This is a genomic window from Streptomyces sp. CB02009, assembly GCF_001905825.1.
In the GTDB taxonomy this organism is placed as follows: domain Bacteria; phylum Actinomycetota; class Actinomycetes; order Streptomycetales; family Streptomycetaceae; genus Streptomyces.
Window position 1 is genome coordinate 274,536 of record NZ_LIVV01000009.1, and the last position, 13,284, is coordinate 287,819.

A 13,284-nucleotide genomic window follows, 5' to 3' on the forward strand; every position below is an offset into this window, starting at 1 on the left:
CGGGATCACGACGGTCTCGGATGGTCGCCGCCGCGGATCTGGTCGACGGCGTGCCGCAGGATCGGCTCCAGGACGGTCAGCCCGTCCCGCACCCCGCCGGAGGACCCGGGCAGGTTCACGATCAGCGTGCCGCCCGCGACCCCCGCGAGGCCCCGCGAGAGCGCCGCCGTCGGCACCTTCTCCCGGCCGTACGCCCGGATCGCCTCCGGGATGCCCGGGATCTCCCGCTCCAGGACCCGGCGGGTCACCTCGGGCGTCTCGTCGGTGGGCGAGATGCCCGTGCCGCCGGTGGTCACGATCGCGTCGTACCCCGCGGCGATCCCGGCCCGCAGCGCCGCCTCGACCGGCGCCCCGTCCGGGACGACCTGCGGGCCGTCCACGGCGAAGCCCATCCGGGCGAGGGCCTCGGCGATCAGCGGACCGCCCTTGTCCTCGTAGACCCCGGCCGCGGCCCGGTTGGAGGCGGTGACGACGAGCGCCGAGCAGGCCGCCGCGTCCGAAGCCGGCGAAACCCCGGCCCCGCTGGTCACGACTCGCTCCGCGTCCAGTGGCCCGACTTCCCGCCCGTCTTCTCCTCCACCCGCACGTCGGAGATGACCGCGCCCTTGTCGACCGCCTTCACCATGTCGACCACCGTCAGGGCCGCCACCGAGACCGCCGTCAGGGCCTCCATCTCGACGCCCGTCCGGTCCGTGGTCTTCACCGTCGCCAGGATCTCGACCGCGTCGTCGGTGACCGCCAGGTCCAGCGTCACGCCCGACACGGCCAGCGGATGGCAGAGCGGGATGAGGTCCGGGGTCTTCTTGGCGCCCATGATCCCGGCGATCCTGGCCGTGGCGAGCGCGTCGCCCTTCGGGACGCCCTCGCCGCGCAGCAGCTCGATCACGCGCGGCGAGACGAGGACCCGCCCGCTGGCGCGCGCCGTGCGGGACGTGACGTCCTTCGCCGATACGTCGACCATGCGGGCCGCGCCCGCCTCGTCGATGTGGGTGAGACCTTGCTGCGTGCTCATCGCCGTGACACTCCCGGTCGCTGTGTGGGACGACACCGTACCCCCACCCTCGCCCTCTCAGCCGAGGAGGACCACTTCCAGCTCCGTGCCCGGCTCGACGCTCTCCGTCTCCTCCGGGACCACGAGCAGGCAGTCCGCGTGCGCGAGGGCCGCGATCAGGTGGGAGCCCGCACCGCCCACCGGACTGACGGTGCCCGCCTCCGGGTCGTACGTCCCCCGGAGGAACTGCCTCCGCCCGGCCGGCGAGGACAGCGCCCGGCCGGCGGCCAGCTCGGCCCGCACCCGGGGCCGGTGCAGGTCCTCGACGCCCATCAGGGCCCGGATCGCGGGCCGGACGAACAGCTCGAAGGAGACGTACGAGGAGACCGGGTTGCCCGGCAGGGCGAGCAGCGGGATCTGCTCGGCGCCGATCGCGCCGAAGCCCTGGGGCTTGCCCGGCTGCATGGCCAGCTTGCGGAAGTCGACCTGCCCGTCGGCGGTCAGCGCCTCCTTGACCACGTCGTACGCGCCGACGCTCACCCCGCCCGTCGTCACGATCAGATCGGCCCGGATGAGCTGGTCCTCGATGGTGGCGCGCAGCGACTCGGCGTCGTCGGCGACGGCGCCCACCCGGTACGCGAGCGCGCCCGCGTCCCGCGCGGCCGCGGCGAGCGCGAAGCTGTTGGAGTCGTGGATCTGGCCCTCGCCCAGCGGCTCGCCGGGCTGGACCAGCTCGCTCCCGGTGGACATGACGACCACCCGTGGGCGGGGCCGCACCCGGACGGTGCCGCGGCCGATCGCGGCCAGCAGCCCGATCTGCGGCGGCCCGAGCACCGTGCCGGCCGACAGGGCCAGCTCCCCGGCCCGTACGTCGCTCCCCCGCTCGCGCACATGGGCGCCGGCCTCCGCGGCCCGGTGCACCCGCACCTCGCCGGACGCCCCCTCGGGGGCGGCGCTCGCGGCGGTCATGCCGGTGGCCGCGCCCCCGCCCGTGCCTCCGTCGGTCCACTCGACGGGGACGACGGCCTCGGCGCCGGGCGGCAGCGGGGCGCCCGTCATGATCCGGGCGGCCTGCCCGGGGCCGACGGTGGGCAGCCCGCCGTCACCGGCGGCGACATCCCCGATGACCGTGAGGACGGCGGGGAACTCCTCGGTGGCGCCGGCGACATCGGCGACCCGGACCGCGTACCCGTCCATGGAGCTGTTGTCGAAGGGCGGCAGCGCGACCGGCACCGTCACGTCCTCGACGAGGACACAGCCCTGGGCGTCGAGGAGTTGCAGCTCGATGGGTTCGAGCGGGCCGACCGTCGCGAGGATGTCGGCCAGGTGCTCGTCCACCGACCACAGCCCGCGCGCGGGCCCCGCGCAGGGGTCGGCCGCCTGCCCCTCGCCGCCATGGCCGTGCCCGACGTGCCCCTCGTGCCCGTCGTGGGCGCCGTGGCCCTGACCGGCGTGGTCCTGGTCGTCGTGGCCCTGCTCGACGTGGTCCTTGCCGTCGTGGTCCTGGTCGTCGTGGGACGGCGACGGTGCCGCGCTGCTGCTCAAGGTGCTACATCTCCTCGCTGACGTATCTCCGGAGCCAGGCCCGGAAGTCCGGTCCCAGATCTTCACGTTCGCACGCGAGTCTGACAATGGCACGCAGATAGTCCCCGCGGTCACCGGTGTCATAGCGGCGGCCCTTGAAGACGACACCGTGCACCGGTCCGCCGATCTTCTCGTCCGAGGCGAGCTTCTGCAGCGCGTCCGTCAGCTGGATCTCCCCGCCGCGGCCCGGCTCGGTCTCCCGCAGCGTCCCGAAGACGGCCGGGTCCAGGACATAGCGGCCGATGATCGCGTAATTGCTGGGCGCCTCGTCCGCGTCCGGCTTCTCGACCAGGTCGGTCACCTTCACGACGTCCGCGTCGGCGGTCGCCTCGACCGCCGCGCAGCCGTACAGGTGGATCTGCGAGGGGTCGACCTCCATGAGGGCGATCACGCTGCCGCCCTCGCGCTCCTGGATCTCCGTCATCCGCGCGAGCAGCGGGTCGCGGGGGTCGATCAGGTCGTCGCCGAGGAGGACCGCGAAGGGCTGGTCGCCGACGTGCGGGGCGGCGCAGAGCACGGCGTGCCCGAGGCCGCGCGGGGCGCCCTGGCGCACGTAGTGCATGGTGGCGAGGTCGCTGGACTCCTGGACCTTGGAGAGGCGTTCGGCGTCGCCCTTCCGCGTCAGGGCCTCCTCCAGCTCGTAGTTCCGGTCGAAGTGGTCCTCCAGGGGACGCTTGTTCCGGCCGGTGATCATCAGGACGTCGGAGAGGCCGGCCGCGACGGCCTCCTCGACGACGTACTGGATGGCCGGCTTGTCGACGACCGGCAGCATCTCCTTCGGCGTCGCCTTGGTCGCCGGGAGAAAGCGGGTGCCGAGGCCGGCGGCCGGGATGACAGCCTTGCTGATCCGGCCGAGCCTGGGGAGCGAGTGATTCATGCCGTGCACTTTAGTCGTTCGTAATGAGAGAAAGATGTGGCTCCGATTAACTTCCTCCACATAAAGACAGTTACGAGAATTTAGTGAATTGCATGGGACTCACATGACACCCGAGATGTCCGAAAAGACCGTGCTGCGCAGCCGACTTCTGGCCGCCCGCGCCGCACTGAACACCGATTCCCTGACGCGCACGGCCGAATCCCTCGCCCGCCGGGGACTCGAACTCGCCGAACTCGCGGACGCGTCCACGGTCGCCGCCTATGTGTCGGTGGGCCGGGAGCCGGGCACGCGCGCGTTGCTCGACGCGCTCCACGCGCGCGGGGTGCGGGTCCTGCTCCCCGTGCTGCTCCCCGACAACGACCTGGACTGGGCGGCGTACGAGGGCCCGGAGGGGCTCGCGAAGGCCGGCCGGGGCCTGCTCGAACCGGTCGGGCCCCGGCTCGGTCCCGAGGCCGTGTGCGCCGCCGACGCCGTCCTGCTGCCGGGCCTCGCGGTCGACGGCCGCGGGATGCGGCTCGGCCGGGGCGGCGGCTCGTACGACCGGGTGCTCGCCCGGCTCACGCGCGCGGGTGCCGATCCGGCGCTCGTGGTGCTCCTCTACGCGGACGAGGTGGTCGCGCGGGTCCCGGAGGAACCGCACGACCACCCCGTGCACGCGGTGGTGACCCCGGAGGGGGTCACCCGCTTCCGGCCCTGATCAGGGGATCAGGGCTTCAGCTTCAGCGTGTCCTTCGTCGCCGCGTCGACGGCCGCCTTGCCGTAGGCCCAGTCGTACAGGTCGCCCTTCGCCCACGCGTCCGTCTGGTCGGTGTAGTGGGAGTTGAAGGCGTGACCGGAGGCGCCGGTGAGGTTGATCCACCGGGACTTGTCCCAGTCGCCGACGTTGACGACCATCCGCATCGACGGCACCCAGATGACCTCGTAGCCGCCGGCCGCGTTCCAGCCGGTGGCGTCGACGGCCGCCTCGCCGCCGCCCAGGTTCCAGGGGCCGCGGTTGAGGAGCTGCTGCACGACGCCGGGGCCGGCGGTGCCGAGGGTCTGGTTCTTCAGGGTCAGCTGGTGCAGCCGGCCCCAGCTCCAGGTGGAGACGTCCTTGCCGAGCTTGGCGGTCAGCTCCCAGCGCGCGTCCTTCATGGCGCGGGCGAGCAGCTGGTCACGGGTCTCGGTGGCCTGGTCGGTGCGGTTGCCCGGGGTGACCCACCACTCGCTCTTCTCCTGCTTGAGGAGCGGGCGGACCACCTCGTACCAGCGGTCGCCGCCGTCCGGCTGCGCGGAGTCGGGGTCGCGCTGGCCGCATTCCCGTACGAGCTTGTTCTGCTCGTCGACCGGGCCGGTGGCGTCGGCCGGGCGCACGTTGATGCAGTCGCCCTCGGCGCGGAGCTCCTTGGGCAGCTTGTTGCCGAAGGACAGCTTGAGGACGTTGCGCCAGACCGCGTTGAAGTAGGCGGCGGCGGCCGAGTCGGGCTCCTGGGTGTAGTCCCAGCCCTCCAGCAGCTTCTGCGCCTCGCGGACGTACGGGTCCGAGATGTCGATCTTCAGCAGGAGCGGGTTCAGAAGCGTCGCGATCTCGCTGCGGTTGTCCGTCTGCATGGTCCGCATGTCGTCCGGCGAGATCTTTCCGCCGTCCTTGGTCTTCGACTCGATCAGGTCGTTGATCCGCTGGCTGCGCGAGCCGTAACCCCAGTCCTTGGTGAGCAGGTCGGGGTAGTCCTTGGCGTCGATCACGGCCTGGTTGGCGGTGACGATGTAGCCGCGCTTCGGGTTGTACTCGTACGGCAGCTGCTCGAAGGGGATGTAGCCCTTCCACCGGTACGAGGAGTCCCAGCCGGGCGCGGGCAGGGTGCCGTCGCCCTTGCCGCGCTGCGGGATCTTGCCCGGGGACTGGTAGCCGATGTTGCCCTCGGTGTCGGCGTAGATCAGGTTCTGCGAGGGGACCTCGAAGTTCTTGGCCGCGGACCTGAACTGCTCGAAGTCCTTGGCGCGGTCGAGGGCGAAGATCGCGTCCATCGACTTGCCCGGCTGGAGGGCGGTCCACTGGAGGGAGACGCCGTAGCCGGTGCCGCGGTCGGGGGCGGCGTTGCCGACGGGGGCCTTCTGGCCGACCTTCTCCAGGTCGGAGGAGCGGTCGGAGACCAGCGGGCCGCGCTCGGTGGAGCGGACGGTGATCGTCCGGTCCTCGCCGCCGGCGACCTTGATGGTCTCGTCGCGGACCGTGAAGGGCTTGACCTTGCCGTCGACGAGGTAGCCGTCGGGACCGATCTTCTCCAGGTAGAGGTCGGTGACGTCGGCGCCCAGGTTGGTGAGACCCCAGGCGATCTTGTCATTGTGTCCGATGATCACACCGGGCATGCCGGAGAAGGTGTAGCCGGAGACGTCGTAACGGCAGGTCGCCGAGACCGAGCGGCAGTGCAGGCCCATCTGGTACCAGAGGGACGGCAGCTGGGGCGCCAGGTGCGGGTCGTTGGCGAGCAGCGGCTTGCCGGAGGTCGTGTACCGCCCGGAGACGACCCAGGAGTTCGAGCCGATGCCGTTGCCGTTCGGGCCGAGGAGGGCGGGCACGCCGTCCAGGACCTCGGAGAGTGCGCCGAGCTGGGACTGCGCACCGGAGCCCTCGGAGGAGGAAGCGGAGGAACCGGAGGAACCAGAGGAGCCTGAGGAGTCGGAGCCGCTGCCGGGCACGTCGCCCGGGGTCTCCCCGGTGGTCAGGTCGCCGTCACCGTCGCCCGCCGAGCCCTTCGGGTCGAACTTCCCGGTGGACTCGTCCACCGCGCCCCCGTCGACGATCGGCTGGTGGAGCGCGTACGGGTAGTCCGGGTACAGCTGCTTGATCTGGCTCGCGCTCATCCGGCTCGTCATCAGCGAGCGGTCGATCTCGTCCTGCATGTTGCCGCGCAGGTCCCAGGCCATCGCCTTGAGCCAGGCCACCGAGTCGACCGGCGTCCACGGCTCGATCGCGTAGTCGTTGGTGAGGGCCAGGGCCGCGTACTCGACGGAGACGTCGGCGGGGTCCCGGTCCTTCAGATAGGCGTTGACGCCCTCCGCGTACGCCTGGAGGTACTTCTTCGTCTCCGGCGACAGGACCTTGTCGTACTCCTGCTGCGCGACCCGGCGCCAGCCGAGCGTGCGCAGGAAGGAGTCCGTCTCGATCTGGCTCTCGCCGAACATCTCGGAGAGCCGGCCCGCGGTCACGTGCCGCCGGACGTCCATCTCGTAGAAGCGATCCTGCGCCTGGACGTAGCCCTGGGCACGGAAGAGGTCCGCCTCGTTGTCGGCGTAGATCTGCGGGACGCCGTTCGCGTCCCGCTTCACCTCGACCTCGCCGGACAGGCTGTCGAGCCGGATCTCGCCCGTGGTCTGCGGGAACGAGGCCCGGACGGTGGTCACACCCCAGAACCCGCCGTATCCGACGCCCGCGACCAGAGCGAGGACCAGGACGAGGAGGATCAGGCGGGCGCGCCGCCCTTTCTTCTTGGCGGGAGGCGCGGTCGTGTTGGAGGGCATCGCTGTCCTTCGAGGGGCAGGGTGGTCCTGGAGTACGGGTGCAACCTTAGGCGCAGCGTCCGGAGGGCCCGGACGCGGTGTCCGGAAGAGAACCGTACGGGCGAGCGAGGAGGTGCAAAGGCGGCGTCAAGAAAACGTTAAAGATTAGGTAAGGTAACGAAGTGTCTGCTGCCGGAGGAACGATCCAGCGGCACGCGACGGCCGCTGGAAGAACGGTCCAGCTGCATGTGAGGGGAAGGAACGGCCACTGACTGTCCACGAGCTCAACGAACTCCTGCTCATCAGCTCCCTCGTGCTGCTGATCGCGGTCGCGGCCGTACGGATCTCGTCCCGGAGCGGGCTCCCCAGCCTGCTGCTCTACCTCGGCATCGGCATCGCCATCGGCCAGGACGGCATCGGCAACGTCGCCTTCGACAACGCGGAACTGACGCAGGTCATCGGCTACGCCGCCCTCGTCGTGATCCTCGCCGAGGGTGGCCTCGGCACGAAGTGGAAGGAGATCAAGCCGGCCCTGCCCGCCGCGGTCGTCCTCTCCACCGTCGGCGTCGCGGTGAGCGTGGGCATCACGGCCGCCGCCGCCCACTACCTCGTCGGCCTCGACTGGCGACAGGCCCTCATCATCGGCGCCGTCGTCTCCTCGACCGACGCCGCCGCGGTCTTCTCCGTGCTGCGCAAGGTCCCCCTGCCCTCACGGGTCACCGGTGTCCTGGAGGCCGAGTCCGGCTTCAACGACGCCCCCGTCGTCATCCTCGTCGTCGCCTTCTCCACGGCGGGACCGGTCGACGACTGGTACGTCCTCGTCGGCACGATCGCCCTCGAACTCGCCATCGGCGTCGCCGTGGGCCTCGCCGTCGGCTTCCTCGGCGCGTACGGGCTGCGGCACGTCGCCCTGCCCGCCTCCGGCCTCTACCCGATCGCCGTCATGGCCATCGCCGTCGTCGCGTACGCGGCCGGCGCCATGGCCCACGGCTCCGGCTTCCTCGCCGTCTACCTGGCCTCGATGGTCCTCGGCAACGCCAAACTGCCGCACGCGCCCGCGAACCGGGGCTTCGCCGAGGGACTCGGCTGGATCGCGCAGATCGGCATGTTCGTCCTGCTCGGCCTGCTCGTCACCCCGCACGAGCTCGTCCACGACTTCTGGCCCGCCGTCGTCATCGGCCTGGTCCTGACCGTGGTCGCCCGGCCCATGGAAGTCCTGGTCAGCCTGCTGCCCTTCCGCATCCCCTGGCAGGAGCAGGCACTGATGTCCTGGGCCGGCCTGCGCGGAGCCGTCCCCATCATCCTGGCCACCATCCCGATGGTCTCGGACATCGAGGGCAGCGAGCGGATCTTCAACATCGTCTTCGTGCTCGTCGTCGTCTACACCCTCGTCCAGGGGCCGACCCTGCCCTGGCTGGCGAAGGCCCTCAAGCTCGGCGACTCCGGGGAGGCGGCCGACCTCGGCGTCGAGTCCGCTCCCCTGGAGCGGCTGCGCGGCCACCTGCTCTCCGTCGCCATCCCGGAGCACTCCCGGATGCACGGAGTCGAGGTCGCCGAGCTGCGGCTGCCCGCCGGAGCGGCCGTCACCCTCGTCGTACGGGAGGAGACGAGCTTCGTCCCCGGGCCCGCGACCGTCCTGCGGCGCGGCGACGAACTCCTCGTCGTCGCGACCGACCCGGTACGGGACTCCACGGAGCGACGGCTGCGCGCGGTCGGCCAGGGCGGCAAGCTCGCCGGCTGGCTGGGCACGGGGGGCGCCACGGCGGTCAGCGAGCCGCACGGCACCGAGATGCGCTTCCACCGGCACGACCAGAGCCACCACGAGCAGAAGCGCAACGGCCAGAGTCGCCAGGGCCACAAGCGAACATCCGGTTAATCCCAGGCATTAATTCAGGGGCAGGAGCGTTTTCCCAGGCAGGAAGACGCTCCTCCCTGTACCATGAAGGCACACCTGATCGAACCAACTCTGCCTGACGCAGAGCTGGCGCGACCGTATGGCGGCCGTGGCGCCCCTCCGCAGTGGGGCCGGCCCGGTATCTACCGCAGTAACGCGCATGAGGACAGCTCTCGGCGACATCCGCACCACCGTGCGGGAGCGCGCTACCAGGCGGCAGAAAGGCCAGGACCGTGGCGTCCACGGTCACCTCGGACACGCGTCCGGGTTACGGGCAGCTGCTGCGCACCCCCGGCGCGCTGTCCTTCCTGCTCCCCGGCTTCGCCGCCCGGCAGCCCTTCGCGATGCTGACCATCGGCATCGTCCTGCTCGTCCAGCACACCACCGGATCCTTCGGCAGCGCCGGCGCCGTCGCCGCCGTCACCGGCGTCTCCATGGCGCTGTTCGCCCCGCAGAGCGGCAAGCTCGCCGACCGCTTCGGCCAGCGCGCCGTCCTGATCCCCGGTGTCCTCGTCCACACCGCGTCCGTCTCGCTGCTCGTCTCGCTCGCCCTGGGCGGCGCCCCGCTGTGGGCCCTGTTCCTGGCCGCCGTGCCCGCCGGCGCCTCCGTGCCGCAGGTCGGACCGATGGTCCGGGCCCGCTGGGCCGCCAAGCTCGACGGCACCCCGCTGATGCCAACGGCCGCGGCCTTCGAGTCCGTCACCGACGAGTTCACCTTCGTCGTCGGCCCCGTCCTCGCGACCGCCCTGTGCACCGGCGTCCACCCGGCCGCCGGCCTGATCGCCGAGGCCGCGCTCACCCTCTTCGGCGGGCTCTTCTTCGCCGCTCAGCGCGCCACCCAGCCCGCGTTCGGCATCACCGCGGCCGGCTCCTCCGAGCCGCACCGCTCGGCGCTCTCCATCCCCGGCGTCCGCGTCCTCGTCGTCGCCTTCCTCGGCATCGGCTCCGTCTTCGGCGGCATGCAGGTCTCCCTCACCGCCTTCACTGAGGAGATCGGCAACCCCGGCGCCAACGGTCTGCTGTACGGGGTCTTCGCCGCCGGCAACATGCTCGCGGGCATCGCCATGGGCGCCGTCGCCTGGAAGATCGGCCCCCGCCGCCGCCTGATCCTCGGCTACGCCGGCCTCACCGTGGCCGCGTCGCTGCTGTGGACCACGCACTCGGTGCTGCTCCTCGGCGCCCTCGGTCTGGTCGTGGGTCTGTGCATCGCCCCGGCCCTGATCACCGGCTACACCATCGTCGAGACCCTGATCCCGGCGTCCGCCCGTACCGAGGCCTTCACCTGGCTCACCGGCGCCGTCGCGCTCGGCCAGGCCGCGGCCGTCACGGTCGCCGGCCGCCTCGCCGACGCGCACGGCGCGAGCACCGGATTCCTGGTGCCGATGGTGGGCACGGCGCTCGCCCTGGCCACGCTCCTCGCCCTGCGGTCACGCCTCAAGCCGCGCGAGACGAGCCGCGTCGCGGCGCGTGGTATCGGTCACCGCGTGCCGGTGGCGGTGGACTGAACCCGCGGAATACGTCAGTATGGATTGTCGTTAGCACTCGATGAGTGTGAGTGCCAGGAGGAAGACAAGTGCCGACCTACCAGTACCAGTGCACCGAGTGCGGCGAAGGCCTCGAGGCGGTGCAGAAGTTCACCGATGACGCGCTGACCGAGTGCCCCCAGTGCAAGGGCCGCCTGAAGAAGGTGTTCTCGGCCGTCGGCATCGTCTTCAAGGGATCCGGCTTCTACCGGAACGACAGCCGCGGCTCGTCGTCCAGCAGCTCGCCGGCCGCGTCGAAGTCCTCGACCCCGTCGTCCACGTCGTCCTCGACGTCGGACGCCAAGCCGGCCGCGTCGACCTCTTCGTCGTCCGCCTCCGCCTCCTCGACGTCCACGTCGAGCACCGGAAGCTCGGCCGCCTGACCCCTGCGCGATCGATCCTGACGCCAGGACGCGGTCCGTACGTACTTCACCGAGGGCCCCCGTCGTTCGCGACGGGGGCCCTCGGTGTTCGCCGGCGCCCCGCATAGGGTGGCCGCCATGGCGAACCAAGGCGCGTACGCGGACATCGGCGTGATCGGCGGCTCCGGCTTCTACTCCTTCCTCGACGACGTCACGGAGGTGTCCGTCGACACCCCGTACGGCAGTCCCAGCGACTCCCTCCTCCTCGGCGAGATCGCCGGCCGGCAGGTCGCCTTCCTCCCCCGCCACGGCCGCGGCCACAGCGTCCCGCCGCACCGCATCAACTACCGCGCCAACCTCTGGGCCCTGCGCTCCGTGGGCGTCCGGCAGATCCTCGGGCCCTGCGCCGTCGGCGGACTCCGCGAGGAGTACGGGCCGGGCACGCTCGTCGTCCCGGACCAGCTCGTGGACCGTACGAAGGCCCGCGCGCAGACCTACTTCGACGGTGAGCGCCGGTCCGACGGGGCCGTGCCGCGCGTCGTCCACGTGACCTTCGCCGACCCGTACTGCCCGGACGGGCGGCGCGTCGCCGTCAAGGCCGCCCGGGGGCGGGGCTGGGACCCGGTCGACGGCGGCACGATGGTCGTGATCGAGGGGCCCCGCTTCTCCACCCGGGCGGAGTCCCGGTGGCACGCTGCGGCCGGCTGGTCGGTCGTCGGCATGACCGGACACCCCGAGGCCGTCCTCGCCCGGGAACTGGGCCTCTGCTACACCTCGCTGGCGCTCGTCACCGACCTGGACGCGGGCGCCGAGACCGGCGACGGCGTCTCCCACACCGAGGTGCTGAGGGTGTTCGGCGAGAACGTGGAGCGGCTGCGGGAGGTGCTGTTCGACGCGGTGGGCGCGCTGCCCGCGACGATGGACCGGGACTGCCTGTGCACACAGGCGCACGACGGCTGGGACCTGGGGATCGACCTGCCGTGAACCCCCCGCGAGGGTGAGGGAGTTGTCCACAGGCGGCGGGTGATCCACAGGCGGGAGCGGGGATTCGGCGCGGGCCGGAGAGTGGGGGCGATCCCATTCCCGACCAGGACGGCGGCACCCGCGATGACGCACCCTTACCTTCCCCCCTCCCCCTCCCTCTCTCCTTCCCTCTCGCCCGTTCCGGCGCCGTGCGTGGTGCCGGTCTTCGCACCCCTGCGCGTACGGGGCCCCCGGCTGCGGCTGCGCAGGGCGCTGCGCCGGGGACGCTGGGCCCCCGCGGTACTCCTGGCCCTCGTGGCGACGGCCCTGGCCGTCGCGGGCGGCGGCCCGCCACCGGGCGCCGCGGCGGCACCCCCGCCGGGCGACCGGACCGCCCCCACCGCGGCGCGCGCCCGGCCGTCCGTCGCCGTCCGGCTGGTGTCCGCTCCGGTGCGGATCGCCGACGCCGCGACCGTACGGCTGCTGCGCCCCGGTGACCGGGTCGACGTGATCGCCGCGCCCAACTCGGCGCTCGGCGGGGCCGGTGAGGCCCGGGTGGTCGCGACGGGCGCCCGGGTGGCCGAAGTTCCGCAGCCGGGCGAGACTCGGTCGGACGGAGGGGCGCTCGTCGTCCTGTCGGTGCCGCGGTCGACGGCCGCCGCGCTGGCGGGTGCGGGTGTCACCTCCCAACTGGCGGTGACAGTGTGCTGATTCGCACGGACACCCTGCCCGTTCACCGGTACGTGTGTACGGATTGGACGGCTCTGTACCGTTCGCGGCCTAATGGCACCGCACACAGCGCACACAGCAGCACAAGCGACGAAAGGCACCTTGGTGGCCGAGAAGAAGGAAAGTCTGATGGGCGGCTTCAAAGCCTTCCTGATGCGTGGCAACGTGATCGACCTGGCCGTGGCCGTCGTCATCGGTGCCGCGTTCACCAACATCGTGAACTCGGTGGTCAAGGGCATCATCAACCCGGTCGTCGGCGCCTTCGGCACGAAGGACCTGGAGAGCTACTCGTCCTGCCTCAAGGACCCCTGCAGGGTGGTCGACGGAGAGATGCAGGGCATCCAGATCCAGTGGGGTCTGGTCCTCAGCGCGATCCTCAGCTTCCTGATCACCGCGGCCGTCGTCTATTTCCTGATGGTCCTGCCGATGGCGAAGATCCTCGCGAAGCGCGCGGCGCACGAGAAGGCGAAGGAGGGCGTCGAGGAGGTCATGGAGATCAGCGAGCTGGAGGTCCTCAAGGAGATCCGCGACCACCTGGTCGCCCAGCGAGGACCCGTCGCGGGCACGGGCACCGGGACGGGCCCGGGTACGGGCTCGGGGTCCGGCGGCGGGTCGGGGACGCACCCCACCTCCTGACCGACAGCTCGTGCCGGCGTCAGAGGTGGTGCGGCGGCTTCTCGTCGAGGAAGCGCGCGAGGTCGGCGGCGCTGTCGCCACCGGTGCGAGGCCGCTCGCCCCATCCACGGTCCGTGTCGTCCGCGGACTGCTGGTCCAGCGGATCGTCGAAGACGAGTGCCGGCTTCGGACTGTTCTCGGGGCTGGAAGGTACGCCGGGCCGCTTCGCGTCTCGCGGTCCGTGGGCGGGGGCGGTGCTCATACCC

At 71.7% G+C, this 13,284-nt stretch carries 13 protein-coding genes; 7 read left to right on the forward strand and 6 right to left on the reverse strand.

Translation table 11 applies throughout. The features are described from left to right. Positions 1-5 precede the first annotated feature (5 nt). From AMK27_RS31935 to galU, 4 genes are all read right to left on the reverse strand, one after another. Positions 6-530 carry a MogA/MoaB family molybdenum cofactor biosynthesis protein gene (locus AMK27_RS31935; protein ID WP_073916148.1) on the reverse strand — a complete coding sequence of 175 codons (525 nt, stop codon included), beginning with the start codon at positions 528-530 and terminating at the stop codon, positions 6-8. Beyond that, entirely contained in the window at positions 527-1,012 is a 486-nt protein-coding gene (gene moaC, locus AMK27_RS31940; protein WP_055600182.1) for a cyclic pyranopterin monophosphate synthase MoaC, read from the reverse strand. Before moaC ends, AMK27_RS31935 begins: the two co-directional genes overlap by 4 nt. 57 nt (positions 1,013-1,069) lie before the next feature. Next, on the reverse strand, positions 1,070-2,329 hold the full coding sequence (gene glp, locus AMK27_RS31945; protein WP_198955974.1) for a molybdotransferase-like divisome protein Glp: 1,260 nt from the start codon (positions 2,327-2,329) through the stop codon (positions 1,070-1,072). A 211-nt stretch (positions 2,330-2,540) separates the two neighbouring features. Further along, positions 2,541-3,452: a UTP--glucose-1-phosphate uridylyltransferase GalU gene (galU, locus tag AMK27_RS31950; protein WP_073916149.1), complete on the reverse strand. Its 912-nt coding sequence runs from the start codon at positions 3,450-3,452 to the stop codon at positions 2,541-2,543. 103 nt (positions 3,453-3,555) lie between these two features. On the opposite strand from galU, the gene AMK27_RS31955 reads away from it, so the two are divergent. Further along, positions 3,556-4,149, forward strand: a complete 594-nt coding sequence (locus AMK27_RS31955) for a 5-formyltetrahydrofolate cyclo-ligase (protein WP_073916151.1) — start codon at positions 3,556-3,558, stop codon at positions 4,147-4,149. Positions 4,150-4,157: 8 nt separating this feature from the next. Here AMK27_RS31955 and AMK27_RS31960 read toward each other — a convergent pair whose 3' ends face one another. Beyond that, the gene (locus AMK27_RS31960) at positions 4,158-6,953 is read right to left on the reverse strand and encodes a penicillin acylase family protein (protein ID WP_073916152.1); all 2,796 of its coding nucleotides are present in this window, start codon (positions 6,951-6,953) and stop codon (positions 4,158-4,160) included. A 292-nt stretch (positions 6,954-7,245) separates the two neighbouring features. Between AMK27_RS31960 and AMK27_RS31965 the strand changes: the two genes are divergently transcribed. The 6 genes from AMK27_RS31965 (at position 7,246) to mscL (ending at position 13,039) form a co-directional block, all read left to right on the forward strand. Next, positions 7,246-8,808: a potassium/proton antiporter gene (locus tag AMK27_RS31965; RefSeq protein ID WP_241847664.1), complete on the forward strand. Its 1,563-nt coding sequence runs from the start codon at positions 7,246-7,248 to the stop codon at positions 8,806-8,808. A 251-nt stretch (positions 8,809-9,059) separates the two neighbouring features. Then, positions 9,060-10,331 carry an MFS transporter gene (locus AMK27_RS31970; protein ID WP_073916154.1) on the forward strand — a complete coding sequence of 424 codons (1,272 nt, stop codon included), beginning with the start codon at positions 9,060-9,062 and terminating at the stop codon, positions 10,329-10,331. Between the two features lie 68 nt (positions 10,332-10,399). Beyond that, the gene (locus AMK27_RS31975; RefSeq protein WP_073916155.1) at positions 10,400-10,732 is read left to right on the forward strand and encodes an FmdB family zinc ribbon protein; all 333 of its coding nucleotides are present in this window, start codon (positions 10,400-10,402) and stop codon (positions 10,730-10,732) included. A 117-nt stretch (positions 10,733-10,849) separates the two neighbouring features. Next, complete coding sequence (locus AMK27_RS31980; protein WP_073916157.1) at positions 10,850-11,695, forward strand: S-methyl-5'-thioadenosine phosphorylase; 846 nt, start codon at positions 10,850-10,852, stop codon at positions 11,693-11,695. Between the two features lie 123 nt (positions 11,696-11,818). Further along, on the forward strand, positions 11,819-12,385 hold the full coding sequence (locus tag AMK27_RS31985) for a hypothetical protein (RefSeq protein ID WP_073916158.1): 567 nt from the start codon (positions 11,819-11,821) through the stop codon (positions 12,383-12,385). A gap of 123 nt (positions 12,386-12,508) precedes the next feature. Then, positions 12,509-13,039: a large conductance mechanosensitive channel protein MscL gene (gene mscL, locus AMK27_RS31990; RefSeq protein ID WP_073916160.1), complete on the forward strand. Its 531-nt coding sequence runs from the start codon at positions 12,509-12,511 to the stop codon at positions 13,037-13,039. Between the two features lie 19 nt (positions 13,040-13,058). On the opposite strand, the gene AMK27_RS31995 is transcribed toward mscL, so the two are convergent. Beyond that, entirely contained in the window at positions 13,059-13,280 is a 222-nt protein-coding gene (locus AMK27_RS31995) for a hypothetical protein (RefSeq protein ID WP_073916162.1), read from the reverse strand. Positions 13,281-13,284: the final 4 nt, after the last annotated feature.